The sequence below is a fragment of the Akkermansia muciniphila genome (genome assembly GCF_002884975.1).
Lineage (GTDB): Bacteria > Verrucomicrobiota > Verrucomicrobiia > Verrucomicrobiales > Akkermansiaceae > Akkermansia > Akkermansia muciniphila_C.
Genome location: NZ_PJKB01000003.1, coordinates 419,050 through 445,098, shown reverse-complemented (window position 1 = coordinate 445,098; position 26,049 = coordinate 419,050). Strand labels below are relative to the sequence as shown.

General features: G+C 57.4%; 21 protein-coding genes. 15 read left to right on the top strand and 6 right to left on the bottom strand.

Annotated elements, in window-relative coordinates:
* Positions 1-3: 3 nt before the first annotated feature.
* The 4 genes from CXU21_RS11765 to CXU21_RS12460 all read right to left on the bottom strand — a co-directional run bounded on the left by CXU21_RS11765 (position 4) and on the right by CXU21_RS12460 (position 5,761).
* Complete coding sequence (locus CXU21_RS11765; protein WP_102712965.1) at positions 4-1,752, bottom strand: TrkH family potassium uptake protein; 1,749 nt, start codon at positions 1,750-1,752, stop codon at positions 4-6.
* Positions 1,753-1,984: 232 nt separating this feature from the next.
* Positions 1,985-4,435 carry a sialate O-acetylesterase gene (locus CXU21_RS11760; RefSeq protein ID WP_102726153.1) on the bottom strand — a complete coding sequence of 817 codons (2,451 nt, stop codon included), beginning with the start codon at positions 4,433-4,435 and terminating at the stop codon, positions 1,985-1,987.
* A 77-nt stretch (positions 4,436-4,512) separates the two neighbouring features.
* Complete coding sequence (locus tag CXU21_RS11755) at positions 4,513-5,286, bottom strand: PEP-CTERM sorting domain-containing protein (protein WP_102726152.1); 774 nt, start codon at positions 5,284-5,286, stop codon at positions 4,513-4,515.
* A 277-nt stretch (positions 5,287-5,563) separates the two neighbouring features.
* The gene (locus tag CXU21_RS12460; protein WP_180972811.1) at positions 5,564-5,761 is read right to left on the bottom strand and encodes a hypothetical protein; all 198 of its coding nucleotides are present in this window, start codon (positions 5,759-5,761) and stop codon (positions 5,564-5,566) included.
* Here CXU21_RS12460 and hisF point away from each other — a divergent pair.
* The 6 genes from hisF (at position 5,742) to CXU21_RS11725 (ending at position 13,154) form a co-directional block, all read left to right on the top strand.
* Positions 5,742-6,509 carry an imidazole glycerol phosphate synthase subunit HisF gene (hisF, locus tag CXU21_RS11750; protein ID WP_102712960.1) on the top strand — a complete coding sequence of 256 codons (768 nt, stop codon included), beginning with the start codon at positions 5,742-5,744 and terminating at the stop codon, positions 6,507-6,509. The two genes, CXU21_RS12460 and hisF, sit on opposite strands and share 20 nt — an antisense overlap.
* Positions 6,510-6,563: 54 nt before the next feature.
* Positions 6,564-8,696: a glycoside hydrolase domain-containing protein gene (locus CXU21_RS11745; protein WP_102726151.1), complete on the top strand. Its 2,133-nt coding sequence runs from the start codon at positions 6,564-6,566 to the stop codon at positions 8,694-8,696.
* A gap of 291 nt (positions 8,697-8,987) precedes the next feature.
* Positions 8,988-10,943 (top strand): hypothetical protein, encoded by a 1,956-nt coding sequence (locus tag CXU21_RS11740; RefSeq protein ID WP_102726150.1) that lies wholly within the window; start codon positions 8,988-8,990, stop codon positions 10,941-10,943.
* Between the two features lies 1 nt (position 10,944).
* The gene (locus CXU21_RS12260) at positions 10,945-12,012 is read left to right on the top strand and encodes a hypothetical protein (RefSeq protein WP_146017079.1); all 1,068 of its coding nucleotides are present in this window, start codon (positions 10,945-10,947) and stop codon (positions 12,010-12,012) included.
* Positions 12,013-12,191: 179 nt separating this feature from the next.
* Entirely contained in the window at positions 12,192-12,407 is a 216-nt protein-coding gene (locus tag CXU21_RS11730; protein WP_146017078.1) for a hypothetical protein, read from the top strand.
* 360 nt (positions 12,408-12,767) lie between these two features.
* Positions 12,768-13,154 (top strand): hypothetical protein, encoded by a 387-nt coding sequence (locus CXU21_RS11725; protein ID WP_146017077.1) that lies wholly within the window; start codon positions 12,768-12,770, stop codon positions 13,152-13,154.
* 60 nt (positions 13,155-13,214) lie between these two features.
* Here the strand turns inward: CXU21_RS11725 and nifJ are convergent, their stop codons facing one another.
* Positions 13,215-16,793, bottom strand: coding sequence for a pyruvate:ferredoxin (flavodoxin) oxidoreductase (gene nifJ, locus CXU21_RS11720; protein WP_102726146.1), 3,579 nt, complete (start codon positions 16,791-16,793; stop codon positions 13,215-13,217).
* 335 nt (positions 16,794-17,128) lie between these two features.
* Between nifJ and lysS the strand changes: the two genes are divergently transcribed.
* The 5 genes from lysS (at position 17,129) to CXU21_RS11695 (ending at position 21,678) form a co-directional block, all read left to right on the top strand.
* The gene (gene lysS, locus CXU21_RS11715) at positions 17,129-18,610 is read left to right on the top strand and encodes a lysine--tRNA ligase (RefSeq protein ID WP_102712948.1); all 1,482 of its coding nucleotides are present in this window, start codon (positions 17,129-17,131) and stop codon (positions 18,608-18,610) included.
* Between the two features lie 18 nt (positions 18,611-18,628).
* The gene (locus tag CXU21_RS11710) at positions 18,629-19,414 is read left to right on the top strand and encodes a PP2C family protein-serine/threonine phosphatase (protein ID WP_102726145.1); all 786 of its coding nucleotides are present in this window, start codon (positions 18,629-18,631) and stop codon (positions 19,412-19,414) included.
* Between the two features lie 103 nt (positions 19,415-19,517).
* Complete coding sequence (gene plsY / locus CXU21_RS11705) at positions 19,518-20,174, top strand: glycerol-3-phosphate 1-O-acyltransferase PlsY (RefSeq protein ID WP_102726197.1); 657 nt, start codon at positions 19,518-19,520, stop codon at positions 20,172-20,174.
* A 1-nt stretch (position 20,175) separates the two neighbouring features.
* Positions 20,176-21,186 (top strand): NAD(P)H-dependent glycerol-3-phosphate dehydrogenase, encoded by a 1,011-nt coding sequence (locus CXU21_RS11700; protein ID WP_102712944.1) that lies wholly within the window; start codon positions 20,176-20,178, stop codon positions 21,184-21,186.
* Positions 21,187-21,243: 57 nt separating this feature from the next.
* Positions 21,244-21,678: an exosortase system-associated protein, TIGR04073 family gene (locus CXU21_RS11695; protein ID WP_102712942.1), complete on the top strand. Its 435-nt coding sequence runs from the start codon at positions 21,244-21,246 to the stop codon at positions 21,676-21,678.
* An 84-nt stretch (positions 21,679-21,762) separates the two neighbouring features.
* Here the strand turns inward: CXU21_RS11695 and CXU21_RS11690 are convergent, their stop codons facing one another.
* Positions 21,763-22,296, bottom strand: coding sequence for a hypothetical protein (locus tag CXU21_RS11690; protein ID WP_102726144.1), 534 nt, complete (start codon positions 22,294-22,296; stop codon positions 21,763-21,765).
* Positions 22,297-22,463: 167 nt separating this feature from the next.
* Here CXU21_RS11690 and CXU21_RS11685 point away from each other — a divergent pair, with 167 nt between their 5' ends.
* The 4 genes from CXU21_RS11685 (at position 22,464) to CXU21_RS12685 (ending at position 26,040) form a co-directional block, all read left to right on the top strand.
* Complete coding sequence (locus CXU21_RS11685; protein ID WP_102726143.1) at positions 22,464-23,282, top strand: hypothetical protein; 819 nt, start codon at positions 22,464-22,466, stop codon at positions 23,280-23,282.
* A gap of 72 nt (positions 23,283-23,354) precedes the next feature.
* Complete coding sequence (locus CXU21_RS11680; protein ID WP_102726142.1) at positions 23,355-24,416, top strand: radical SAM protein; 1,062 nt, start codon at positions 23,355-23,357, stop codon at positions 24,414-24,416.
* A complete protein-coding gene (locus CXU21_RS11675; protein WP_102726141.1) occupies positions 24,409-25,656 on the top strand; it encodes a radical SAM protein in 1,248 nt (415 codons plus the stop codon). The genes CXU21_RS11680 and CXU21_RS11675 overlap by 8 nt, the downstream gene beginning before the upstream one ends.
* A gap of 165 nt (positions 25,657-25,821) precedes the next feature.
* Positions 25,822-26,040, top strand: coding sequence for a transposase (locus CXU21_RS12685; protein ID WP_102726140.1), 219 nt, complete (start codon positions 25,822-25,824; stop codon positions 26,038-26,040).
* The last annotated feature ends 9 nt before the right edge of the window (positions 26,041-26,049 follow it).

Genomic DNA, 26,049 nt, shown 5'->3' with positions numbered 1-26,049 from the left:
TGTTCAGGTTAACGGGATTTTGACGGATGGATAGCGGTAATGCCGCGGGGTGGGGGTACCGGCCAGGGCGATCAGGAAGGCGAAAAGCCCCACGCGGCCGGCAAGCATGTTGATGATGAGAAGATATTTGGAAGGGTCGCTCAGATTGGGCGTGATTCCCCGTGACACGCCTACCGTAGCAAAAGCGCTGCAGTTTTCAAAGAAGATATCCAGTGAGCTCATGGCGGGCTCCAGGGTGCAAATAAGAATGGTGAAGCAGCCGATCCAGGCGCAGGAGACCACCACCGTGATCACGCACCGCGCCACGGTGCGCTGCTCAATGCGGCGGTGGAAGAATTCCACGTGGTCCCGGCCGCGGAGGATGCGCAGGATTTCCGCGCCCGCAATGGCGCAGGTGGTGGTTCTCATGCCGCCCGCCGTGCCGCCGGGGCTGCCGCCCACTACCATCAGCCCGCACATGATGAGGCTGGCAGCGGGCAGGTAGCGGCTGTAGTCACTGATATTGAATCCCGCCGTACGGGCCGTGACGCTGTCAAAAAGGCAGCTCCAGAGATGCTGCCCCAGCGGTTCGGAAGTGTGGGGGGCGGAAACGGCGAAAATGGACAGGGCGCCCCCAGCCAGCAGAATGCCCGTGGCGATCATCACCAGCTTGAAATACGGGGTCCACTGCATGCGCAGGCGGCGGTGCTTGGCCAGAAAGCGGTTGACCAGGCGGGAGTTGATTTCCTTGTAAATGCCGAATCCCAGGCCGCCGCATACAATCAGCGCCATGATGACGGCCTGCCCGCTGTAGCACAGGCGGATACCCGGCTCCATCAGATTCATCGGGAACGTGGAAAAGCCCGCGTTGCAGAAGGCGGAAACGGAGTGGAAGAGGGAGTGCCACCACAGGGGTTCCCCCATCAGGTTAATATCCTTCCCTTCCCAGGAAAAGTACAGGAGCACGGCCCCGCACAGTTCAATGAACAATGTGCTGACTACGATGGTGGTGATGAAGGAGACCACGGACCCCAGGTTGCCTTCGTCCAGCAGGTCCGTCAGCAGCACGCGGTCCCGCAGGGAAAAGCCCTGGCCCGCCACCATGGCCACGAAGTAGGCGAACGTCATGATGCCGAACCCGCCGATCTGGATGAGGGCAAGCGTGAACATTTCCCCCAGCGGGGTGAAGGTGTTGGCGAAGTCCACGGCGTTCAGGCCGGTGACGCATACGGCGCTGGTGCTGGTGAACAGGGCGTCCGTAAAGCTCAGCGTGATGCCGGGATACGTGGAATTGGGGAGCAGAAGAAGCCCGGTTCCCGCCAGGATGACCACTCCCAGGGAGGTCACGAACTGCATGGCGGGGGCCATCAGCGGACGCCCTTTTTTCTGCTTGCCCAGCAGCCATTCAAAAATCCTGGTCAGGGACATCAGCGTGGGGATGGCGATCAGCCCGGCCGTAATCACCAGGCGGGAAAGCTCCGTAAACCTCATGTAGCTGTCCTCCTGCTGCTCCCTGGCGATCAGCAGGAAGATCAGCAGGCAGCAGATAATCTGGAAAATCAGAAGCCTCAGGGAAGGGCGGTTGATCTCCTTCCGGAAGTAGGAGCCCAGCACGCCCGCCAGGTGCCCCAGCGTGGCGACGGCCGCAATCAGGCGCGACCATTCATGCTCCGCATGCGTCAGGGGCCACCCCAGCTCCCAGATGACCGCCCCCAGAAGGATGGCAATGCAGATGGCTGCAAGTTTGGTGAATCCCGAGCGTGTGGTTGTCATGGGTGGAGATGCCTTGCGCGGAGTCTACCACCTGGATATGGAAAGAAAAGCTATTAAGCCGTTTGCCCCATTTCGCCCTGTTTACTCCGGTTATTTCCAACGCGCGCAGAGGAAATGCGGCTGGGGGAGGAAGGCATAACTTCCAGTTAAATCCCCGGGCTGTTCCGGCCCGGTCACGGAGCGCCGCAAAGGCTGGCGGCGCTCCTGCCGGCTTCGGGAACAGGGGAAAAAGTCAGGCCCTGCGGCGCGTTGCCAGCAGAGCCGCCATGCCCAGGAGCCCCAGCAGGGCACAGGACGGTTCGGGCACGGAAAGCGTCACGATTCCCGTGGAAGCGTCGTAATCCAGCACATTCCAGCCATGGGCGGCCTCTACCAGGGAAAAATCTTCCGCGGAGGAAAGCCCTTCCAGGGTACCCCCTGAAATGTCCGTAATCCTGAAGGACATGGTGCCGGAGCGAGCAAGGATGCCGCTGACGTCCAGAGTCAGGCCGTCCAGCAAGTTCAAGGCGCCTCCCGTCATGATGATGGCGGCCAGCCCTTCGCCTCCTTCCACCAGGTTCATGGATGAAAGCTCCACGGTAAAATTCCCCGCCGCCAGGTTGTCGCCCGTTCCCAGCGTCATGGAATTGCCGGCCAGGATGCGGGAGCCGTCGGACAAGGTGAGCGTTCCCTCCAGGTGCTGGTCCGCCCAGACCACCTGATGGCCGATTTCCACCCGTGCCGCCGTTCCCCAGTTCAGTGCTTCCCCTCCGGCCAGGCGGATGGTGTTGGAAACGTCATAATGGTTCAAATCCAGCGCTCCTCCCGTGTGAACGGCCGCCGTTCCCGTGCCCAGGGCGTTTCTGTCTCCGAGCCGCAAAGTGCCTCCCCGGATTTGGGTGCCTCCCGCATAGGTATTGGCATGGGCCAGAACCAGCGTATTGCCGGTGGTCTTGGACAAGGCCCCATTTCCGGAAATCCCGCCGGACAGGGTCAGGACTTTTCCGGTGGCGTTGGTGGAGCTCCCGAAGGAGGAAACGGTGCCTTCCTCCAGAATGAAACGGTTGCTCCACGTATTGGATGTCACGTGTTCCCAGCCGGCAAGGACGGTTGCCCCCTGGAGCGTGACGGAGCCCGTTCCCCAGCCGGAGCCGGCGGTCTTGGTATCCGTGCCGTTCATTGTTACTTCCACGCCGGGACCGACGGTCCAGTTTCCCGTAAAAGCGGCGGCATCCGTATTGACGTAGGCGCTGACCTCCACTTTGGCGATTCCGGAGGGATCAGCCGCAAGGGTGGAATTGCGGATGGCGACGTCTCCCGTTCCCGTGATGAACGTGAGCTGATGGTTGCCGGAAGAACTGCTCCCCCGGATGGACAGGGTGCTTCCTCCCGCAATGTTCCATTGCTGGTCGCCCTGAAGCTCCAGCACGGAAGCGATGTTCAGGTTTTTTCCGGTTGCGATGTCGATGCCGCCGCTCCCCAGGATCAAATGGCCGTCCTGCATGGAGGGAGCGGAACTGCCGTCAACGGCCACGCCCCGGATGGTGATGGTGTTCAGGTATGTATCTTCAATCCTGATGCCGTAAAGCACGGCGTTGGTTCCGGCGGCGGAACTCACCATGTTGTCCATGGCGGAGGAGGCTGCGTCCCAGACGGCCGTGCTGTCCACGGGGAGCTTGCCGTTCATCCAGGCTTCCGTGGAAGAGAGAGCGGCGTCGTAATTTCCGCTGCGGACCGTACCCGTATCGTACCCGGCCAGCCTGGCCGCCTCATAGGCATACCGCGCTCCGATGGTGATCTGGGACTTTCCGTCGTAATGGACGCCCATGCTGTCGCCGGAGGTGATTTTGGCGAGGTCCCGTGTCGGAACCCAGCCCATGTTCTCGTTTGCCCGGGCCAGGGCTTCCTGCTGGTCGCGGGTTGTTCCGGAAGAACCTTCATTGCCGTTGAATCCTCCGGTGACGTCTCCCGTTTCAGCATTCGTGACGTTGGTTGTGCCCCACTTGGCCTGTTCTCCCAGAATGGCCTGATGTGCCGCCAGAGGGCCGGTGTCCACTCCATCCCGGGCAAGGTCCCCCTGCAAGTTGTCCAGAAACGTTAAAAATGAATTGGCTGCGTTGCTGCTGTCGGCAGCTGTATTGGACTCCCCCTGAAGGTACATTACGCCCATGATCTCCACCTTGTCGTAACCGTTGGCCAGGGCGTTTTCACAGGCCTTCCTGACGGTCTCCACTATGGCATTATAGGCGTTCGTGCCTTTGTTCCAATAGGAATTGCCTCCTCCGTCCAGAGCGGCCTTGACGATTCCCGTGTCCGCATGTCCGGAGCCAGGGCCGCCCAGGGACCATCCCTTGCGCTCCATCATGGCGGCAAAGCCGTACTCCGGCCCCATGCAGTTGTAATTGCTTGACTCCGTTCCGCACACCTGGGGTACGACAGAACCCCAGGAAGAGGAAGCTGGCGGATTGCAGTCTACGGAACTGCCAGTGATCTTGTTGAAATTATTGTGCCAGAATTTGGTGCTTCCGTCGGACCTGTACTGTTCCAGCAGCTCCGCGGACGCCGGGGACCCCTTGACGGCTCCCAGGGAATTGGATTGTCCTGTCAGGATGTATAATTGAAGCGTCTTGGCTTCTGCCGCGCCGATGAAGGCCGCCGTTATGGGGATGAACAGCAGGCTGCGGTAAAGTGATGAAAATTTCATGGCCGTTGGATTCAGAGGGATAAAAAATAAAAGCCGCTGGCTGCATGAAACCGCCAGCGGCCCGACAGGAGGAAATTTTACTTTCTCCGGCGGCGCAGGAGCAGTGCGCCCAGCCCCAGAAGGCTCAGGGAGGCAGTGGCCGGTTCCGGAACGTTGATGATGGCTGCCAGGTCGTCCTGCGTTGCCGCGCCTTCCCAGAAGCTGAGGCCGGATACCGTCGGGGAACTCTGGTTCCCGTTCAAGGTTGCCCAGCAGCCGATATAGAGCTGGTCCAGATTTCCGGCTTGGGCCATGGTGGGCCAGGACACGGTCTGAGTGGTGCCGTTCTGCGTAATGAACACGCTGTAGGCTCCCCCTGCCTGAACGGAGAGAGTCAGTGAAAACGGGCTGTTGAAGTCAATGGCGGTGCTGCTTAAGCCGCTTGCGGGACGTCCCGAGCTGCTGCCATTGTTGGCAATGCCTATCTTGCCGCTTTCATAGCGTCCTACAATGGAATTAAGACCAGTTCCGCCAATGGAAGCGCAGAAGAGGGAATCAGTGTTGTCCAGGCTGGCGGCGCTGGAGAAGTTAATGTTCACCGTATAGCCGGCAGCTCCGGAAAGCTGGAGGGAGGAAACGTCAAGCCCGTTTTTCTTTGAATTGGTCGCATTGGACGTCCATGTTCCGTCATTATTCCAGAGAGCGTCGTTAAGCGTCCAGCTGAGGGACTTCGTTCCCAGATCGGAAACAGCGGTGCCGCTGTCTGGTGAAGTCTGGTCAAACCGGGAGAATCCGGAAACCAGGGTGACGGCGGCCTGGACGCCGGAAATGCCGAGAAGCGTGACGGCCAGAAGAGAAAGTGTTTTCTTCATTTTATTAAACTTTTGAGTCAAGAATACTGGGAGGCAGTATTTGCATCCGTTTACCGGATTAAGAATCCGGCTTTTTCATGAGAAACGCACACTCAACATAACTTGCGGAGCAAGTATGGAAAGGATGAATTATAAAAAGACCAGATATATTATAATATTCTTATTTACAATGTATTAGAATGTATAATAAGTTAATGGTTAATATTTTTTATTGCTTGCGGATTCTTAATCCGCAGACATTTATTACACAGGAGGAGGAAAGCGGGTAAAATGCTTTCTATGCATTTATCCATTTATTTAAATTCAAGGAATTGTCTTCAAATTTGATGGAGATGACAAAGAAAGCCTGGAACGGGATATTTATAGGAAAGAGACGTTTTTTCCCATCATAGGCATCCTGAGGCAAGCCGTATTTTAGGCTTTCCCTTTGCTGGCGGTGATGGCTTGATAAGGCCGTGCTGGCAAAAAGAATCATTCCGTGTCTGGACGTGACGGACGGCAGAGTCGTCAAGGGGACCAATTTCGTCAATCTGAGGGATGCCGGTGACCCGGTGGAATGCGCCAGGGCATATGATGCCCAGCAGGCGGACGAGCTTGTTTTTCTGGACATTACCGCTTCTTCCGACGGCCGCGCCACCATGGTGGACGTGGTGCGCCGCACGGCGGCATGCTGCTTCATGCCGCTGACTGTGGGCGGAGGCATCCGCTCCGTAAAGGACATGCGTGAAATGCTTCTGGCGGGCGCGGACAAGGTGTCCCTGAATACGGCGGCCATCAACCGCCCGGAACTGATCAATGAAGGCGCGGCGGCCTTCGGCAGCCAGTGCATTGTCGTGGCCATTGACGCCAAAAGGCAGGCTCCCGGCAAATGGGGCGTTTCCACCCATGGCGGCCGTAAATTCGTGGGGCTGGATGCCGTGGAATGGGCCGTAGAGGCGGAACGCCGCGGTGCCGGGGAAATCCTGTTGACCAGCATGGATGCGGACGGGGCCAAAACCGGGTACGATATTGAACTGACCCGCGCCGTCAGCGAGGCGGTGCGCATTCCCGTGATCGCCAGCGGAGGGGCGGGCAACCTGGACCACATGGTGGACGTGCTGGTGGAGGGAAAGGCGGATGCCGTGCTGGCGGCTTCCATCTTCCACTTTGGCGAATATACGGTGCCGGAAGCCAAAACCTACTTTGCCTCCAGGGGCATTCCGGTGCGTCCGTTGGCGGAATAGCGGAAACACTCTTTTTTCTTGAGAGAAAATGGAATTCCGGTACGTAATGTGTACATGCGCCGTCTCTTTTTTCCTCTGTGCTCTGTTATCGCTTTAACATCTTTTGTCCAGGCCCAGTCGCCGGACAGGCACCCTCTGTACGAACCCGCCCTGGTTTCCGCCGGAGCGCCGGGTGATGCGGGCAACCTGTTTGCCGGGGCCAAAGTAACCGCTTCCGGGCACTACGGCAACGACCGTCCGGAACTGGCCGTGGACGGCCAGGCGAACAACGCAGGCAAATACTGGGGCTGTGAGGGCATTCCCGTCTGGCTTCAAATAGACATGGGAAAGCCCCGAGCGCTTTCCGCCCTGCATGTCTGGCCGTATTGGGAGGGGGGACGCATTTACAAGTATAAAATAGAAGGCTCGGAAGACGGCAAAAATTGGAAAATGCTGGCGGACCAGTCTTCCAACAGCATTGCCGCCACCTCGGAAGGCGTTCCCTTCAAATTCAATCCCCGGACGGTCCGGTACGTCAAGATCACCTTCCTGGGCAACAACGCCGGCAATGACAAGGGAGGGCACCTGGTGGAGATCAAGGGCTACGGGCCCGATGCCGCCCTGAACCTGCAAGCCGCAGCGGTGAAGGATTATGACCGCATCCCTTACAGCGGCGCTCCCCGGCAGGAAATGCTTCAGGATTCCGTGCGCCTGTCCGGCTGGAGGGGTGAACGCGCCGCCGGACAGATTGCCGTCTGGTCTTCCCAGGCGCAGCCCCAGTTGTCCGCTACCTGCGCCGGGGTAAAAAACGCTGCCGGACAGGTTATTCCCGTCCGGACCTCCATGATACGCTACACCAAGGGGGGCAACAGGCTCATTTCAGATATCATCGGCAGTGAAAACAGCTGCGACCTGCAGGCGGGGGGCGTGCGCCCCGTCTGGGTGGAAGTCAACATTCCCCCGTCCGCCAAACCCGGCGTGTACAAGGGGAAAATAGTGGTTTCCGCTGAAAGCGGCTCTCCCGTGAGCGTTCCCGTAGTTCTGGAAGTGGCTCCGGAATCTCTGCCTGCGCCCGCCAATTGGCAGGTTCACCTGGACCTTTGGCAGCATCCGCAGGCTGTGGCGCGCTGGCATGATGTGGAACCGTGGTCCCCGGAACATTTCGCGCTGATGAAGCCGGTGATGAAGAGGCTGGCGGATGCCGGGCAAAAGGCCATTACCTGCTCCCTGATTGATGAAGCCTGGAACGCCCAGACCTACGACTGGTTCCCCCCCATGATCGAATGGATCAAGGGCAAAAACGGAACCATGCGCTGGAACTACGCCAACTTTGACAAATGGGTTTCCTTCATGATTAATGAGGTGGGCGTCAAGGGCCAGATATCCTGCTACACCATGATTCCGTGGAACATGAAAGTCCGTTATCTGGATGAAGCTACCGGGAAATACAAGTTCCTGGACCTCAAGCCGAACGACCCTTCCTACGAAGCCATCTGGGGGCCTTTCCTGGCGGATTTCCGCAAGCACGTCAAGAGCAAGGGATGGCTGGACAAGACCTGCATCGGGCTGGATGAACGGCCGGATGCCATGGTAAAGGCGGCCAAGAACGTGCTGGACAAGTACGCTCCGGAATTCAAGATCGTCTCCGCCGTCAACCGGCCTACCGCCTTGACCCGGGATGTGTATGACGTCTCTCCCGTGATCGACCATGCGGATACGGTCACAGGCGATTTGCTGGCGCAGCGCAAGAAGGAGGGGAAGAAGACGACGTTTTACGTTTGCGTCCATCCCAAAAAGCCTAACACCTTCACCGTCTCCCCGCTGGCGGAGGCGGAATGGCTGCCCCTCTTTGCCGCCGCCAACCACCTGGACGGCTTTCTGAGGTGGGCCTACAACTCCTGGAACCGTAATCCGTTTGAAAAGACGGACTTCGGCAATTGGCCCGCGGGAGACTGCTATCTGGTTTATCCCGGCAACCTTAGTTCCCTGCGGTTTGAAAAACTCCGCGATGGGCTGGAAGAGTTTGAAAAGGTCAATATCCTGCGCGCCCGCGCCGCGAAGAATCCGAAGGCGAAAGCCGCCGTGGGCCGCATGGATGAAGAACTTTCCAAACTCTTCACCGTGGAAAGAAGCCGCGGCGATTCCCATGAGGACGACGTGCGCAAGGCCCGTGAAATCATCCGTAAAACGACGGAAGCCACTAGATGATTTTATAGCTTCCGCGTTTTCGATTCTTTATTTTTATAAAAAGCTTGTCCTTGTCTTTCAGGTTGCTGGGGGACAACGGGCAAGCTTTGTTTATTGTTCTTCCGTCTCTGGGAGCGAGCAGTTTGGGTAGTCCTTTGGACTTTCCGCCCGTAGTGGCAGCATTTATGGAATTTGCTTATTTTCAACAGAATGGAGTAGAGGCACGTATCATCCGCGTTTAATTCGTCAAGTAATGGTTGAATCTCAAAAAACCAATATTTACGATGGCATTCCATAAAAATACTAAATGCAATGAATAACGCAATTTCAGTAAATAACGGTGATTCCCGGCATGAAATAAAGATTGAAAACGGGAAGATGGGCTCAACGGGAGCATTAAATCAGAAACACGATCAGGGATATGCGGAAGGCGTCGAATTTAAATATGGATTCATTTCTTCCACGGAAGGAACTTCCGACCGTGCTTCCAGAATCCGGAAATGGTATGCCCTCCGCGGAACAAAAATAGAATACTGGTCCGTAGAAAGTGATCATATTACATGTGCAGAGCTGGATTCTGACAAAACTTCCGGAGGCATCAAACAAAGGATCATGTTCTTTGAAGACAGGGATTCGTTTGACACTCCGGATTACGCCGCGGGATTTTATGTAATTTCGTGGAAGGACCGGGGCAGGCGCGGTGATGATGGCAACAAGGTTAACAATAGTTACCATGTTAAAGTCACGCTGGGGGACCCGTCGCAGAATACCGGAGAAGTAATCGCCTCATTGAATGTCAAGGAGGGTGAAATTATCCCGGGGGAATGGAGAGACAGATGCTTGCTGATGCGCCTCAAGCGTTCCCAGGAATTCAATACGGGAAGGGAGGACATATGGCTCTCCATGGAATGTGAGGAGGGCGGAACTTTTGGAACTCTCATTACGGAAGTGGATATTCATCCCGTCACCTTGAAGGCTTTTCCGGCTCCGCTGTTTGGAGTATCGGAAAGATTGGTCGTACCGCAGGAAGATGATCATTCCGATACGCTGGGATATGTGGACGGCAGGAATACTGACACGATTGCATGGATTGATTATGCAGAGACAGGTTCCGGCCAGGAAAGCAGTCCTAGAATGCCCTGTTTGCATTTTGAAATAAAAGGATTGGATGCCGGGCGTTTTTCCTGGAAAACTAGGCTGACGGTAAGCTACAGCCGCCCGGCGATCCAATATGCAGATGCTCCTGCCGGAACCCGGGATCGCAACCGGGCCGTTTTGGATAAAGATACAGTACATATCCCTTCCATTCCGGAAAATTGGAAAGAACAGCCAGTGTCCTTATGGAATATTGCGGAGGATGCGGTTTGGCTTGAAGAGGTGAATGAAGGCTTTTTTGGAGGAAATGCCAGTCTGGAATTTGAAATTAAATCCAAAAACGGCCACTCCTCCTATACAGGCGCGGATATCTATCGTTTCCGCATCGGAGGGCAGAATCCGGACGATCAAATGTGCACCCGGTATATTCAGTCCTACGTGCTGCAAATGTATCCGGATACTTTGGCCTCCATGGAATGGTGTCTTCCCGCCGTAGGCAAAAGCGAATCATTTGGATATGGCGGCGAGGCGGTTTATTACCCCTTCTCCTGGAGTAATGCCCCGTCATCCTTGTACAATCAATTTTTAGCCGGAGGCGGCAATTACCGGAGGGAACCCGGGGCGGAAGGAATTCCGCTTCATAGCCAAGATACCGCCGGCGCCGGCGGTTACGGCATTTTTCAAGTGACGGGAACGGCAGGGGGAGACGGCATATATACCGCCATCCCAAGGGAGCAAATATGGAACTGGCAGAAAAACATTCAGGCAGCCCTTCAAATCATCCTTGTCAAATACAATGAGGCGCACAGGTGGATGCTCCGTCAACTCCGGCAGCAGCAGGCGGAAGCGCCTGAAAGTGCTCTCCCGGTTTATCGTGCGGCCGATACCAATCCAGGCCAGGGGGTTCCGTATGATTATTCATTTGCGGAAGGAACGGACTGTACCATCGCCCAGCTTTGCACGCTTAAGGCATATAACGGAGCTTCCAAATGTTCCCGGCAGATTAACGAACCCGGCACCAAGGTGCGCTCCCCCGGTTTTCTTTATGATCCCGGAAAAAGCGGCCACTACTGCGCCTGGATGAATACTTCTAGACAATGGTGCATTTCCAGATATAATAGCAATAATTTTGATTATGTGGACAGGGTTCTGTCCAGGGTAAATCAAATTTAGAATGAATGCTTTAATCACAGGATTATGCTTTTTATGCTGCTCTGCCGCCTTGTTAAAGGCGGCAGAGCAGCCGCCTGTTTTTTCCCTTCATTTTTCCCAGCTTCCTTCTTTTCTCCAGTGGAATATTCGCAAACAGGTTTCCGGACAGGGCGATCTTATTGAATCATGGACGGGCTGGAATCCTGCATTAAAGAATTCAGACGGCCCCAACGGCGGCCTTGTTTTTATGCAGGAAATTGATCTTGTGGGAGACCATGGAAAAGAAAGAATTTTCCTGTACCGGAACCCTGAAATAGCTGGAACTCCTCCCCCGCAGGATGAACATGTAAGGTTTATCTGCAATGCGGATAACTCTTATCTTTATACGGTTCCTTCCTTTTGCCTGCACGGGAAGAAAATCGGTAGTGTTTTTCGTGGTGAAGAAGCTTATTATTTTTGTCCTGACAGGTATGTTAACAGGTATCGCTTTACCTATGGATGGAAGCAATGGGAACTGACGGAACAGTATGGCAGGGTAGTGGAATGGAGCGGTTGTGAAGAGGCCGATCCCAAGGACGGAACCCGCTGGAAAAGCGGCATGGAGCAGACGGAAAGCGTTTATGTAAATACGGGCGTCATTAAGGAAACATGCTCCCTTTCCCCAGGCAGCCGCCGGGTGCCTCTTTCCCAGGAAACCGAGGGTGAAGACCCGTTTGAAACAATAGTAAAAGAAAAGGCAAAATCGCCTGCATCACCTGAACAGGAAAAATTGGCAGAGGACATGCCCTCTGAAACGGTTTGGGTTGTGTCCCTCTTTGAACTTCTTACACGGGATGCTCCCCAGTGGAAATGTTTTAAGGCGGTTTCTTTAAAAGAGGCGGAAAAAGAATGGAGGAAAATTTCCGGTCCTGCCCTTGAGCAATCCCGGAAATGGAATCAGAAAGAAGCCGTGCAGGCTATGGATGCGCTTCTTAACGTGAAGAATCCCCAAGGGGTAAAAAATTGTCCCTTATTCCAATCTCCGGCTGAAACCGCATTGAAAGATGATAAAACGCCGCCAGGCAGTCCCATGGGCGGGGGAGAACCGTAAAATAGGAATGTCCTTGATCTGCGGGCTTGGCGTGTTTATTTGCTGATAGGCTTTCCCCAGCGGGGACATGGGGCCAGAATGGGTACATTCCGCGCACAGAGTTAAGAGGTACTTCCGCATGCACTTTCCACGTAAGCAGGCCATTTTCTTCCATGAAGCGCAAATGCGCGCCCGGGTTCGTGGCAGTGCAACCGGTGCAGTTTGCCTGCGGCCACCGTTATCATGAAGTAAATGAAGAAGTATTTTACATCATCAGGGGCCATGCCGCCGTGCGTACTCCGGAGGGTGAAAAGAATCTGAAAGAAGGGGATACGATAGTCCGGAGAGAGCGCACGTTATCCGCTGCGGATAAGCTGGTCTATCTGGATGTCGGTACCCGCTTCATGCCGATGTGATGAACTTCCCGGATACGGTATCCAGAATGGTATGTTCTTCCTCCGGTGTGTACCATTTCCGGGAATCCTGGGCAGCATCCCTGTTCCGGGGGGCTGCTCCCGGTTTTTTTCCTGTTGCGGCCTGCCTGCATGCCGTGCCAGCGGAAGGGGATGCCTGAGACCGTTTTTCTTCCCGGCGGATAGCATGAGGGGGTTGGTTTATTCCTTGTCGGGAGGAAAATCCGTACCTATACTTGATATATTCAGACAAATCCCATGTACGGAAATATTGTTTTGCTTGCGTTGTTTTTGTTGTCGTCCATCGTTCCCGGGATGGAGCCGGACACGGCTCATTGCTTTTCCGCGAAGGGGTATTTGATCATGGATTCCCTGCTGTTTGCGGGGTGCTTCTGTTTCCAGCTGGTGATGATTTTCCTCCAGTGCGGGAATCCGTGGAAAGGCAGCAGATGCGAAAAACCTTCCCTGAAAAGGTTTCTGCTGTTCCGCGGGTCATGGAGCTTCGGGTACTTTTGGGTATGGGTTCTCGCGGCTGTTACCGTGGGGCAGGCGGTGCACCTGCTGCTGTTCCGGGAGTGGAGGGACGGGTGGCTGTGGATGGACGCGCTGGGGTGCCTGGCGGCCTGCGCGGGCCTTGTAGCCGGGCATGCCGCGGGGATTGAAGCTGTGGAAGAAAAGGGTTCCGTGAACCTGCGTGGAAGGCGCTCGTATCCGGTGCGTGCAGGGCGGCCTTCCATCCCTGTTGAATGAATAAAAACGCCCCTGCCGGACGAACCGTGCAGGGGCGTTGAAATTCAGCGGCTGTACGCCTTATTCCGCGGGCTTGTCGGCGCCCATGTTGGCAATGCTCTGGTACAGGTTCCAGCGGTGCCAGACGTCCTTCTGGGCTTCTTCAAGGAGTTTTTCAAAGCCTTCCTTGTTGGTCTTGGCCAGAAGCTTGAAGCGGTTTTCGCTGAGCAGCACGTCGCGCAGGTCGCCCTTCGGTCCCTTGCCTTCCACGATCAGCGGGCTCTTGCCCTGGAGGGCCAGATCCGGATTGTAGCGGTAGAGCAGGATGCGGCCGGTATCCACCCATGCCTTCTGCTGCTGCAGACCCTTGGCCATGTTGATGCCGTGGGAAATGCAGTGGGAGTAGGCGATGATAATGGCGGGACCGTCATAAGCTTCCGCTTCCACGAAGGCCTTCAGCGTGTGCTCGTCCTTCGCGCCGAGGGCGACGGAGGCCACGTACACATTGCCGTAGGTCATAGCCATGAGGCCCAGGTCCTTCTTCACGCCGGGCTTGCCGGTTGTGGCGAACTTGGCCACGGCAGCGCGCGGGGTGGACTTGGAGCACTGGCCGCCGGTGTTGGAGTACACTTCCGTATCCATGACCAGCACCTTCACGTTCTTGCCGCTGGCAAGGATGTGGTCCAGGCCGCCGTAGCCGATGTCGTAGGCCCAGCCGTCGCCGCCAAGAATCCAGACGCTCTTGCGGACGAGCTTGTCCGCCATGGTCAGGAGGCGTGCGCACTCCGGCTTGCCGGTGATTCTCTTCTTGAGTTCGGCAACGTTTTCACGCTGCTGCTCAATGTCCGCTTCATCCTTCTGCGGGTTGGTCAGGATCTGGTCAACCAGCTCCTGGCCCACGATTCCGGCGGCATCGCGGAGAAGTTCGATGGCGTGTTCCATCTGCTTGTCCAGGGAGACGCGGAAGCCAAGGCCGAATTCGGCGTTGTCTTCAAAGAGGGAGTTGGACCAGGCCGGTCCGCGTCCTTCCGCATCATGGGACCACGGGGTGGTGGGCAGGTTGCCGCCGTAGATGGAGGAGCAGCCCGTGGCGTTGGCGACCACCAGGCGGTTGCCGAAGAGCTGGGAGAGCATCTTCACGTACGGGGTTTCACCGCAGCCGGCGCAGGCGCCGGAGAATTCGAACAGCGGGCGCAGCACCTGCATGGAACGGATGTTGTCCGTCTTCACCTTGGTGCGGTCCACGTCCGGAAGGCTCATAAAGAAGTCCCAGTTGGCTTCCTCCTTGTCATGAATCTTCTCGGCGGGAACCATGGTCAGGGCCTTGTGGGTCGGGTCCGTCTTGCTCTTGGCCGGGCAGACGTCGGAGCAGAGCGTGCAGCCCGTGCAGTCGTTCGGGGAGACCTGGATAACGAATTTTTCACCCTTCCAGTCCGGATGCTTGGCATCCAGGGACTCAAAGCTTGCGGGCGCGCTGGAGAGGGCGTCCGGGGCAAAGAATTTGCTGCGGATGGCGGCGTGCGGGCAAACGGCCGTGCACTTGCCGCACTGGATGCAGATGGCGGGATCCCATTCCGGCAGGTCCAGCGCCAGGTTGCGCTTTTCATACTGGGAAGTGCCGTTCGGGAACGTGCCGTCCACAGGCATCTGGCTGACGGGGATGCTGTCCCCTTCACCGCACATCATCTTGCCGAGGACGTTCTGGACGTAATCCGGAGCGTCAGCGGACATGACGGGCGGAATGGCATGGCCGGTGATGGTCTTGCCGGTGGTGTCCACCTGGTGGAGGTTTTCCAGCGTGGCGTCCACGGCGGCGATGTTCTTGTCCACCACTTCCTGGCCCTTCTTGGCGTAGGTCTTGGCAATGGCCTTCTTGATGTAGCCGATGGCTTCGTCAGCGGGAATCACGCCGGCCAGCTTGAAGAAGCAGGTCTGCATGATCATGTTGATGCGGCCGCCCATGCCCGTCTTGCGGGCCACGGAGAAGGCGTCAATCGTATAAAGCTTGAGGTTCTTGTCCAGAATCTGCTGCTGCATGCGTGCGGGCAGCGTGTCCCACAGCTTGTCCGCGGGGTGCGGGCTGTTCATCAGGAAGGTGGCGCCGTTGGCGGCGTTCTTCAGGAAGTCAAACAGGTTCAGCAGCGTGGGCTGGTGCAGCGCCAGGAAGTTGGCCTTGGTGATCAGGTACGTGGACTTGATCGGGCGCGGGCCGAAGCGCAGGTGGGAGATGGTGGAGGAACCGGCCTTCTTGGAGTCGTACACGAAGTAGCCCTGCACATACAGGTCCGTGTGCTGGCCGATGATCTTGATGGCGTCCTTGTTGGCGCCCACGGTGCCGTCGGAACCGAGGCCGAAGAACATGGCGCGCGTCACGTCGTCCGCTTCCGTGGAATAATCTTCATCGTACGGGATGCTGGTGCCCAGCACGTCGTCGTTGATGCCGATGGTGAAGTGATTCTTGGGAGCGTCCTGTTCCAGGCTGTCATAGATGCCCTTGACCATGGCGGGAGTGAATTCCTTGGAGGAGAGGCCGTAGCGGCCGCCTACCACCTTGGGCATGCCGTTGGTGAAGGAAAGCGTGCCGGAGCCCTGGGCGTCAAAGAGGGCCTGGATGACGTCCTGATGGAGCGGTTCACCCTGGGAGCCGGGTTCCTTGGTGCGGTCCAGCACGGCGATCTTCCTGACCGTGGAGGGAAGGGCCTTGATCAGTTCCGCGGCGGGGAAGGGGCGGAACAGGCGCACCTTGAGCACGCCCACCTTGGCGTTTTCACGGGCAATCATGGCTTCCACCGTTTCTTCCACGGCTTCAGCGCCGGAACCCATCAGGATGATCACGCGTTCAGCGTCCGGGGCGCCGGAGTAGTCCACCAGATGGTAGGAACGGCCCGTGAGGTCCGCAAACCTGTCCATGGCCTTCTGCACGATGGCGGGGGTGGCTTCATAGAACTGGTTGACCGTTTCACGGCCCTGGAAGTAAACGTCCGGGTTCTGGGCGGTGCCGCGCAGCACGGGAGCGTCAGGCGTCAGGGCGCGTTCGCGGAAGGAGTCCACCCATTCCTGCTTGATCATGCCGTTCAGCGTATCGTCCGTGATGTCTGCAATCTTGCCGATTTCATGGGACGTGCGGAAGCCGTCAAAGAAGTTCATGAACGGAACGCGGGATTCCAGCGTAGCGGCATGGGAAATGGCGGCAAAGTCCGCGGCCTCCTGCGTGGAGGAGCCGCACAGCATGGCCCAGCCGCAGGAGCGGGCGCTCATCACGTCGCTGTGGTCGCCGAAAATGGAGAGGCCCTGGTAGGCCAGGGAGCGGGCGGCCACATGGAACACGGCCGGAGTCAGTTCCCCTGCGATCTTGAACATGTTCGGGATCATCAGCAGGAGGCCCTGGGATGCGGTGAAGGTGGTTGCCATGGCTCCGGTCTGGAGAGCGCCGTGGACTGCGCCTGCGGCGCCGCCTTCACTCTGCATTTCCACCACGGAAGGAACGGTGCCCCACAGGTTCTTCCGGTTCACAGCGGACCAGCTTTCAGCTGATTCACCCATGGGAGAGGACGGTGTAATGGGGTAAATGGCAATGACTTCAGAAAAACGATAGGCTACGGAGGCTACGGCTTCGTTAGCGTCAATCGTGCTGTAAGTTACGGTTGTCTGATCACTCATAAGTCTGCACGGATAGTATATAATTGATAAATAAGGTGCGCCTTAACGGAGGTAGTTATAACATGTCTGGCGCCAAAGGTAAAAGCAATTATGCGTATGCGGGGTTTTGTTGACTGTTTTTTAATAATAAGACCAGTTTCCCTCCAAATCCCTTGAATATCGTCCCTTGCGTGGTTCTCCCGGCGCCGTCCGGAGGGGGTGTTGGCGGGCATCCGCCCCGATGCCCCGGAAAGGGGAGGCGAATGCATCCCGCTTCAAAGCTTCCGGCCAAAAATGTTCCCCTGCCTGACAATGCACTAGCCAAAACGGAGGCAAGCCTTTAAAATCCCCGCACTATGTCCGAACAACAGCAGGCACATCCGAATACGACGGAATCCGAACTCATTGCCGTGCGCCGCGACAAGCTCGCCAAGATCCGTGAGCTGGGAATCGACCCCTACGGCGCAAGATTTGACGTGACCAACACCCCCGCCGGATTGAAAGCCGATTTCAAGGAAGACAAACAGGAGGCTGTGGCCGGCCGCCTGCTGGCCATTCGAGACATGGGCAAATCCCAGTTTTTCGTCATCGGGGACGTGCGCGGCAAAATCCAGGGGTTCCTGCACAAGAATGAAGTGGATGAAACCACCTGGAAGCTGTGGAAGCTTCTGGACCGCGGGGACTGGATCGGCATTAAGGGAACTACGTTCCTGACCCGCACCGGGGAACCCACCGTGAAGGTTTCCGGCCTGACCATTCTTTCCAAGAGCCTGCGCCCGCTGCCGGACAAGTGGCATGGCCTGGCGGACAAGGAAGTTACGTACCGCAAGCGTCATCTGGACCTCATTGCCAATGAGGAAAGCGCGGCCCTGTTCGTCACGCGCTCCCTCATGATTGCGGAGATGCGCCGCTTTCTCCAGGACCGCGGCTATCTGGAAGTGGAAACCCCCATGCTTCAGGACGTGGCCGGGGGCGCGGCCGCCAAGCCGTTTGAAACCTACCATAACGCGCTGGACATGCCGCTGACGCTCCGCATTGCTCCGGAACTCTTCCTCAAGCGCCTGATGGTGGGCGGCTTCACCAAGATTTTTGAACTCAACCGCAGCTTCCGCAATGAAGGCATCGACCGCCGCCACAACCCGGAATTCACGATGCTGGAGGCCTACTGCGCCTGCGGGGATTTTGAAACCATGGCGAACATGGTGGAAGAACTCATCTGCCATCTGGCGGAAAAATTCTGCGGTGGCCTCCAGATTGACCACAAGGACGCGGAAGGCAACGTGCTCTACACGATCGACCTCACCCGCCCCTGGAAGCGCGCCGACTATCAGGACCTGATCCGCGGCGTGGCCGGGCAGGACTGGTTTGACATTTCTCCGGAAGAACGCCGCGCCCGCTGTGAAGAGCTGGACGTGGAAATCAGCCCGGATATGAAGGATGTGGACGTCTCCCAGCAGGTTTATGAAAAGCTGGTGGAGGAAAAGACCATGAACCCCTGCTTTGTCACTCACGTGGCCAAGGACTTGGTTCCCCTCGCCAAGCTGAACCGGGAAAACCCGGACGTGGTGGACGTTTATGAACTGGTGATCAACGGGCAGGAAATTTCCCCCGGTTACTCGGAACTGAACGATCCGGACGTGCAGAAGGAACGCCTGGAACACCAGGCCGCCGGAGAAACCCAGCGCGTGGATTACGACTTCATTGAAACGCTGGAATACGGCATGCCTTCCGCAGGCGGCATCGGCATCGGCATTGACCGCGTCATCATGATGCTGACGGGCGCCTCCTCCATCCGAGACGTCCTGCTGTTCCCGCAACTGAAGCGCAAAGACAGTTAATTACCCTCCCCTGGCCGCATGGCTCCCCGCACCCCGGATACCCTGGACTGCGCTTCCGCCCAATGGATCGGCAAACGCCGTGAGCAGGAAGACGTGGTTAAAAGCCTTCCCGCCGCCGGCGGGATGCTGGGGATTGTGTGCGACGGCATGGGGGGCCATCTCCGCGGGGACTGCGCTTCCTGCGTGGTGGCGGAGGAATTTGCCCGGGCTTTTGCAGAAAGCATGGTGGAGGATATTCCGGAACGGCTGACGGACGCCCTGCATGCCGCCAACCGTGCGCTGGCCTCCATCCAGAAGGAACCGGAGGAATCCGGAACCACCCTGCTGGCCGTCTTCATCCGCGGCCATTCCCTGTGGTGGATCAGCGTGGGGGACTCCCCCCTCTACCTGTGGAGCGGAGCGGACAGCTTCCGCATGGACCGCCTGAATGAAGACCACTCCATGAGGCCGATTGCGGATTGCCTTTACCGGAAGGGGGAAATGTCCCTCCAGGGCGCCCTGCGCCAGCGCTGCGTGCTCCGTTCCGCCGTCATGGGCGGCCCCATGGAACTGGTGGACATCAGCGCCGTTCCCCTGCTCCTGCACCCCGGGGATGCGGTGCTGGCCTGTTCGGACGGCCTGCAGGTCTGGTGCGAGCTGCTGAGGGAGCCTTCCTTCCTGGCCCTTCAGAAAGCCCGTGACTGTTCCAGCCGGGAGCTGGCGGCAACCATCATGGAGCAGGTGAAGGACATGCTGGAGCCCCAGCAGGACAATGCCTCCGTCTGGGCCGCCGTAATGCGGAAGCCGGGGACTGAAGGTAAATAAAGACGGCACTTCCGGAGCATGCCGGAGCCGGGAAGAACTGTGCGGGAGATGATTTCCCCATTGTCATTTGACTGGCTGGGGGGTAGAATACCCTCCGCACGACATGATTGCCTGGATAGTTCTCTATATTGCAGCCTCCTACCTGGTTGGAGCGGTTCCGTTCGGCTACCTTGCCGGCAGGGTCAGGGGTCTTGACCTGAGGCAGCAGGGGTCCTGCAACATAGGCGCTACCAATGCATGGCGCGTGCTGGGCTGGAAGTGGGGCCTCTCCGTTTTCATCCTGGACTTTTTGAAGGGATTCGTGCCCGTGTTCGGCGCCCTGAACTGGCTGCCGTTCCTGACGGGGGATGCGGGCGGGTGGGACTTCAACGCCGTGGTCGTCCTCGTCTGTTTCGCCGTGGTGCTCGGCCATACCTATACCTGTTTTCTTGGGTTCAAGGGAGGAAAGGGCGTGGCGACAACGGCGGGCGTCTTATTTGCCCTTAATCCGGTGGTGGCCTGCGTGGCCCTGGGCGCGTGGCTGGTATTCATGGTAATCTCCGGCATCGTGTCGCTGGCCAGCCTGGTGGCCGCCGTGGCGATGATCGCCGCCGGATGGTGGTTCTATCCGCTTTGCCGGGATGGGGCCGTTTCTCCCCAGATACTTTACGTTGCCTTTTTCACGGTGGTGGGGGCGCTGGTCATTCTCAAGCACCGTTCCAATATCGTGAGGCTTCTCAACGGAACGGAGCACTCCTTCTATTCCAAAAAGTCCAAGTAACATGATGAATCGGTTACATAAAATAGCAGTCATTGGCGCCGGTTCCTGGGGTACGGCCCTGTCCATGGTTCTGGCCACCCGGGAATGTGAAGTCGTCCTGTGGACGCCGGAAGAAGCGCAGGCCCGGCAGCTTGCGGAAACGAGGCGCAGCCCGGTCCTGTCCGAGACGGCCGCGCCCCTGGCTCCCAACATCCACCCCACATGCGATCTGGACCAGGTGAAGGATGCGGAACTCATCGTAGTGGTGGTGCCTTCCGTAGCCATGCGTTCCGTGGCGCAGCGGCTGCGCGGCCTGCCGGTGCGGCCGGACGCCGTCATCGTCTCCTGCACCAAGGGCATTGAACAGGGCACCCATAAAAGAATGACGGAAATCCTTCAGGAATATCTGCCCTCCAATCCCATAGGCGTGCTTTCCGGCCCCAACCATGCGGAAGACATCTGCCTGGGTCTTCCGTCCGCCTCCCTGATCGGTTTTGAGAACCCCAAGTATGCGGACTGGGTGCAGCAAATTTTCGTTTCCAAAACCTTCCGCGTATACTCCGCCACGGACATCATCGGGATGCAGCTGGGGGGAACCATCAAGAACGTCTTCGCCATCGGCGCCGGACTGTGCGAGGGGCTGAAGCTGGGGGATAACGCCCAGGCCGCCCTGCTGACCCGCGGCCTGGCGGAAATGACGCGCATCGGCGTAGCCAGCGGAGGCCGCAGGGAAACCTTCATGGGCCTCTCCGGCGTGGGCGATCTCATTGTCACCTGCTATTCCCGCCACTCCCGCAACCAGACGGTGGGGCGGAGGCTGGCGGAAGGGAAAAGCCTCCAGGAAATCCTGGATACCCTGGGCATGGTGGCGGAAGGGGTGCCCAATACGCTTTCCGTCTATGAAATTGCGCGGAAGCTGGGGGTGAGGACGCCCCTGATAGACGCCGTGTATTCCGTTCTTTATGAATCCAAGCCGCCCATGGAAGCGCTTGTGGAGCTCATGACGCGGGACCCGCGACCGGAATTAGATTGATTTTTTGTTTTTTTGAGTTGCTTTTCCTCGACAAATTGTACTATATAAACAATCAGTATGAAACGTGCCATCATCTCAGCTCTTTTTGCCGCCGGCGCCATCGGTGTCGCCAGTGCGGACATTCAGGCTCCTCCCGCTTCCGAATACACCCCCACCCGCAAGCTGGGCCGCGCCATCGCCAACCTCATTTATTCCGTTGAGGAAATTCCTCTTGGAGTGATCAACTGGACGAGCCGCGAAGGCGACTATGCCGGTTTTTCCGTGGGCATTGTTGATGGCACCGCCACCATGCTTGAACGTATGGGCTATGGCATTTATGAGCTGGTCACGTTTTGGGCCCCCACTTACAAGTGCACGTACAAGCCCCCCTATCAGGGACGTTGCGGCATGAGCGGCCTTAAAGAATACAATCCCAATGGCGGCCTGAGCGAATTCCCTGCGGAACTCAGCTTCCAGAGCTATTACAAGTACTCCCGTCAGCAGCGCGACTAAATCGGAATCTGCTGACTGATAAATTTCAAAAGGGCTGTCCGCAATGAAGCAGACAGCCCTTTTTCATGTCCCAGGCAATTTCTGTTAATCCCACCAATAACAAAGTCTCATATTTCCCGGGAGAGGAAATGAACCTATCGGATCCCATCGAGCAATCACTGGCGCCGGGGCAACGGCTATGATGAGCCAATTATGGACGTTATTTCCCTTGAGCTTACTAAGATCTTCCTCCAGTTCCTGGAAAAAGGAGTCTGCATCGGAAGCAGGTCTCCAGCATTTGATTTCAATGCAGCTCTGATAACCCCGGTTCTCTAAAAAGAAATCAGGGATGAAATAAGAACTTGCTTCGGCATTTGGAGCTACCTCGGTTTCCCGGTGATAAGCAATGTTAAAACTGCTCAGATAGGAGGCGAATTCCACTTGGAACCACCCTTCCCAGCCCCCGTTTAAATTCCAGGGGTAAACATTTTTCCTGACAGGGTTCTGTAATAAAGTAGCCATGCGGTCGCAAAATTGTCCCAAATGGCTGGTACTTGTGCTAAAACCCACGAGATCGCTGATGGTTAAATAATCCATATTAATACTAATCGGTGATTGAAATGGGATGATAGCGCTCATGCTCCGAACTTGAAGCGGGGCTTTGCAATCTGGTAAAATGCTTTTTCCGGAGGCGCCGACGGCTTGTGGAAGAGGGGTCAGGAAGGTTTGTCTTGTTGTGACGGCCGTCAAGATTGACGGAAAAATGGAGAAGAAGTATCTTCTCAGCACGGAAAGGCTTTCCCATCATGAATAAAACAGTTGCTTTCATCGGCCTGGGCGCTGCCGTCTGCATGACGGCCCCCGCATTTGCCCAGGACACCCATCTTTCCCTGACCAAGGAGAGCGTTGCCAGCATGCATGAAATCACGGCGGCGCTGGACAAGGTGACGGACGACCCCGGAGCGGCGGATGCCGTGAAAACGGTTAAAAAGGTGCGTGAAAAACTGGTGGACCTCGGAAAAAGGCAGTTGGAACTGCCCGGCGCCACGCCCCAGGAGCAGGCGCAGATTTCCGCCCAGATGACGGAAGTGCAGAAAATTTCCGGGGAATTGGTGAAATCCCTTGCGCGCTTGAAAAAGGAAGGGCTGCTCACGCCCGACTTGCAGAAGGCCCTGATGGATTTGCAGTCCGTGCAGACGGAACTGGCGCAGGCTTCCCAGGACAAGGCCGCGCAGGCGGAGCCGTTCCCGAAGGATGCGGAGGGCAACACGCATGAAACCCTGCTGGCAAAAACCGTGGATGAAGTCAAAAAGCTGGATGATTCCCTTTCCAGGGTGAAGGATGAGGAAACCAGCAAGGCCGCCGTAGACCAGATAGGGCATTACCGGACCGCCCTGCTGGACATCGCCAAGAAACAGGCCGCCCTGCCGCCCCTCACCCGCAACCAGCAGGCCAAGCTGACGGGAGTGCAGCAGCAGCTTGTGGAAATGATGCAGCCCATCGTCAAGCATGTGACGGCCATCATGCTTTCTCCGGATGCCTCCAAGAATTTGAAGGAGGCCCTGAATTCCCTTTCCGACCTGCCCAAGGAAGTTCAGAAAATCCGTGAAGAGGCGGCCAAGTGAACTTTTTGGGGGAATGCCCCTCTTTTGGACTGGTCAAAAATTATAATTGTTCTAAAGTGACTGTCCTGAGGAATGCGACCGATTTTTAGTGAAACAGATCTCAATGAACGCCCCTTTCTGGTTTTCTGGGAAGTGACGCGTGCTTGCGCGCTGGCGTGCAAGCATTGCCGCGCCGTGGCCCAGCCGCGGCCCCACCCTGATGAACTGACCCATGAGGAAGCCCTGCGCCTGATTGACCAATTGGCGGAGCTGCGCCCTCCCATGCTGGTGCTGACGGGCGGGGACCCCGTCATGAGGCCGGATATTCTGGAATTGATCCGCGCGGCCGCCGGCAAGGGGCTGCACGTAGCGTTGAGCCCCGCCGCTACAGCCCGGCTGCTGCATACGGACTTCCATGCCTTGAAAGAGGCCGGGGTTCAAAGCATGTCCCTGAGCCTGGACGGTGCGCATGAGGCCACCCATGACGCCTTCCGCGGCGTCCCCCACACGTATGAGCGGACCCTGCGCGCGGCGGAAATGGCGAAGGAAGCGGGCATGCACCTGCAAATCAACACCACCATCACCAAGAGCACCCTGGGCGAGTTTGATGACTTTGTGGAGCTGATGAAGAAGATGGAGCCGGGCATGTGGAGCGTGTTCCTGCTGGTGCCTACGGGCCGGGCCGCCATGGATGAAATGCCCACGGCGGAAGAAGTGGAGGCCGTCTGGGAAAAACTCAGCAAGGTAAGCCGTGAAGTCCCCTTCGGCGTCAAGACCACGGAAGGGCACCATTACCGCCGCGTGGCGCTTCAGGAAGCCCGCGCGCAGGGGAGCAAGCCCGCGCGCCGCGCCATTCCCACCCGGGACGGCAAGGGCATCATGTTCATCTCCCATACCGGGGAAATCCAGCCTTCCGGATTCCTGCCAATCACGGCGGGAAACGTGCGGACGGATGATCCGGGGGAAATTTACCGCAGGCACCCCCTTTTCCTCAAACTCCGGGATGACAATGCACTGGAAGGCAAATGCGGCCGGTGCGAGTACCGCACCGTTTGCGGCGGCTCCCGTTCCCGCGCCTATGCCGTTTACGGAGATATGATGGCGGAAGACAACCTCTGCCTCTACCAGCCCAGGCTTTCACAACACCATGATTAATATTACCAGACTTTGGACAGGGGCGGAACAGCCCGCGGACCATTTAAGATACGGGCAGGGCCACGGGCACGGCCGCTCTGCGGGAGGCGCCGTGGAATCCTGCGCCCCGGCTTCGTCCCGCGTCCGCAAGCCCATTGTGGTCTGGAACATCACGCGCACCTGCAACCTCAAGTGCGTGCATTGCTATGCGGACGCCTCCGCCCGGAAATTTGAAGGGGAGCTGGATTGGGACCAGTGCTGCGCGGTCATTGACGATCTGGCGGACTACAAGGTGAACGCCCTGCTGTTCTCCGGCGGGGAGCCGCTGGTGCATCCGCGCTTCATGGAGCTGCTGGAACGCGCCACCGGGAAGGGGCTGAAAGTGACCATCTCCACGAACGGCACCCGCATTACGCCGGAAGCCGCCGCGCGGTTCAAGGAACTGGGCGTGGCGTACGTGGGCATTTCCCTGGACGGCATCGGCGCCGTTCATGACAAGTTCCGCGGAGTGGAAGGCTCCTTTGAACAGGCGGTACGCGGTTTCAAGCTCTGCAGTGAAGTGGGGCAGAAGACGGGCCTGCGCCTGACGCTGACCCGCAACAACGTGCAGTGCATGGAACAGATTCTGGACTTCATTGACGCCAATGACATCCAGCGCGTCTGTTTCTATCATCTGGTCCCCACGGGCCGCGGCGTGGAGGTGCAGACCCTGACGCAGGAAGAGGCGCGCCATGCCATGGATACCCTGATTGCCCGCGTGGAGCAATGGAAGGCGGAAGGGAAGAACCGTGAAGTGCTGACCGTCACCCAGCCCGCGGACGGCATTTACCTGCTGCTGCGCCAGCTCCGGGAAGGTTCTCCGCTGGCCAAGGATACGCTGAACCTGCTCCAGTGGAACGGCGGCGGGGCGAACAGCTCCGGCCGCGGCATTGCCAACATTGATACACAGGGAGTGGTGCATCCGGACCAGTTCTGGCAGTCCGTCACGCTGGGCAATGTGAAGGCCAACCTGTTTTCCGATCTGTGGGACGCCAAGGCGGGCGCCGCGGCGGAGATGCTGCCTGAACTGCGCGGGTCCGACGATCCCCTGGAACGGCAGAAAAAAATTGAAGGCCGCTGCGGCCGCTGCGTGCACTTTTCCCTGTGCGGCGGCGGCTTCCGCACGCGTGCCGCGTTTGCCAACGGGCACTGGTACGGGTCTGATCCCGGCTGCTACCTGACGGAAGAGGAAATTTCCACTCCCCTCACGGAAGTCAGATAAACTGTTGTTGCGAGAAAGAGAGAATGCATCCCGGCAATGTCTTGAAAATTCTTGTCTGCCAACGGGAAGATTGGGGATGCCTATGTGCTCAGGGAGCAATTTCGCGAGGTCTGCAAGGCCAGGGATGTTAATGAGGGGAACATGGCGTCTGATTGATTGGCTTAGATGACGGCAGAAAGCGCGAGCAATCCTCTCAAACGTTTTGCGAAGAGTCTTTCCAAAAACTTCAATGAAGTGGTCAATTTTCTCAAATACAGGATTACCAGTGGGAGAATTGAGGCAGCGAATGCTTCCATTTCAAGGATTCAGAGTAAAACCTGCGGGTTATTCAATATCCCTTATCTCTTCCTAAAACTTCGACAAGCCTTTTACCAGCAAATTTGATGCAGAGCT

Coding starts and splice junctions, on each gene's coding strand:
- CXU21_RS11675 (WP_102726141.1), top strand. CDS start 24,409: ATGATTAATATTACCAGACTTTGGACAGGGGCGGAACAGCCCGCGGAC.
- CXU21_RS11685 (WP_102726143.1), top strand. CDS start 22,464: ATGAATAAAACAGTTGCTTTCATCGGCCTGGGCGCTGCCGTCTGCATG.
- CXU21_RS11710 (WP_102726145.1), top strand. CDS start 18,629: ATGGCTCCCCGCACCCCGGATACCCTGGACTGCGCTTCCGCCCAATGG.
- CXU21_RS11680 (WP_102726142.1), top strand. CDS start 23,355: ATGCGACCGATTTTTAGTGAAACAGATCTCAATGAACGCCCCTTTCTG.
- CXU21_RS11695 (WP_102712942.1), top strand. CDS start 21,244: ATGAAACGTGCCATCATCTCAGCTCTTTTTGCCGCCGGCGCCATCGGT.
- nifJ (WP_102726146.1), bottom strand. CDS start 16,793: ATGAGTGATCAGACAACCGTAACTTACAGCACGATTGACGCTAACGAA.
- lysS (WP_102712948.1), top strand. CDS start 17,129: ATGTCCGAACAACAGCAGGCACATCCGAATACGACGGAATCCGAACTC.
- CXU21_RS12685 (WP_102726140.1), top strand. CDS start 25,822: ATGACGGCAGAAAGCGCGAGCAATCCTCTCAAACGTTTTGCGAAGAGT.
- CXU21_RS11765 (WP_102712965.1), bottom strand. CDS start 1,752: ATGACAACCACACGCTCGGGATTCACCAAACTTGCAGCCATCTGCATT.
- CXU21_RS12460 (WP_180972811.1), bottom strand. CDS start 5,761: ATGATTCTTTTTGCCAGCACGGCCTTATCAAGCCATCACCGCCAGCAA.
- CXU21_RS11740 (WP_102726150.1), top strand. CDS start 8,988: ATGAATAACGCAATTTCAGTAAATAACGGTGATTCCCGGCATGAAATA.
- CXU21_RS11725 (WP_146017077.1), top strand. CDS start 12,768: ATGGATTCCCTGCTGTTTGCGGGGTGCTTCTGTTTCCAGCTGGTGATG.
- CXU21_RS11760 (WP_102726153.1), bottom strand. CDS start 4,435: ATGAAATTTTCATCACTTTACCGCAGCCTGCTGTTCATCCCCATAACG.
- CXU21_RS11755 (WP_102726152.1), bottom strand. CDS start 5,286: ATGAAGAAAACACTTTCTCTTCTGGCCGTCACGCTTCTCGGCATTTCC.
- CXU21_RS11745 (WP_102726151.1), top strand. CDS start 6,564: ATGCGCCGTCTCTTTTTTCCTCTGTGCTCTGTTATCGCTTTAACATCT.
- CXU21_RS12260 (WP_146017079.1), top strand. CDS start 10,945: ATGAATGCTTTAATCACAGGATTATGCTTTTTATGCTGCTCTGCCGCC.
- CXU21_RS11700 (WP_102712944.1), top strand. CDS start 20,176: ATGATGAATCGGTTACATAAAATAGCAGTCATTGGCGCCGGTTCCTGG.
- CXU21_RS11690 (WP_102726144.1), bottom strand. CDS start 22,296: ATGAGCGCTATCATCCCATTTCAATCACCGATTAGTATTAATATGGAT.
- plsY (WP_102726197.1), top strand. CDS start 19,518: ATGATTGCCTGGATAGTTCTCTATATTGCAGCCTCCTACCTGGTTGGA.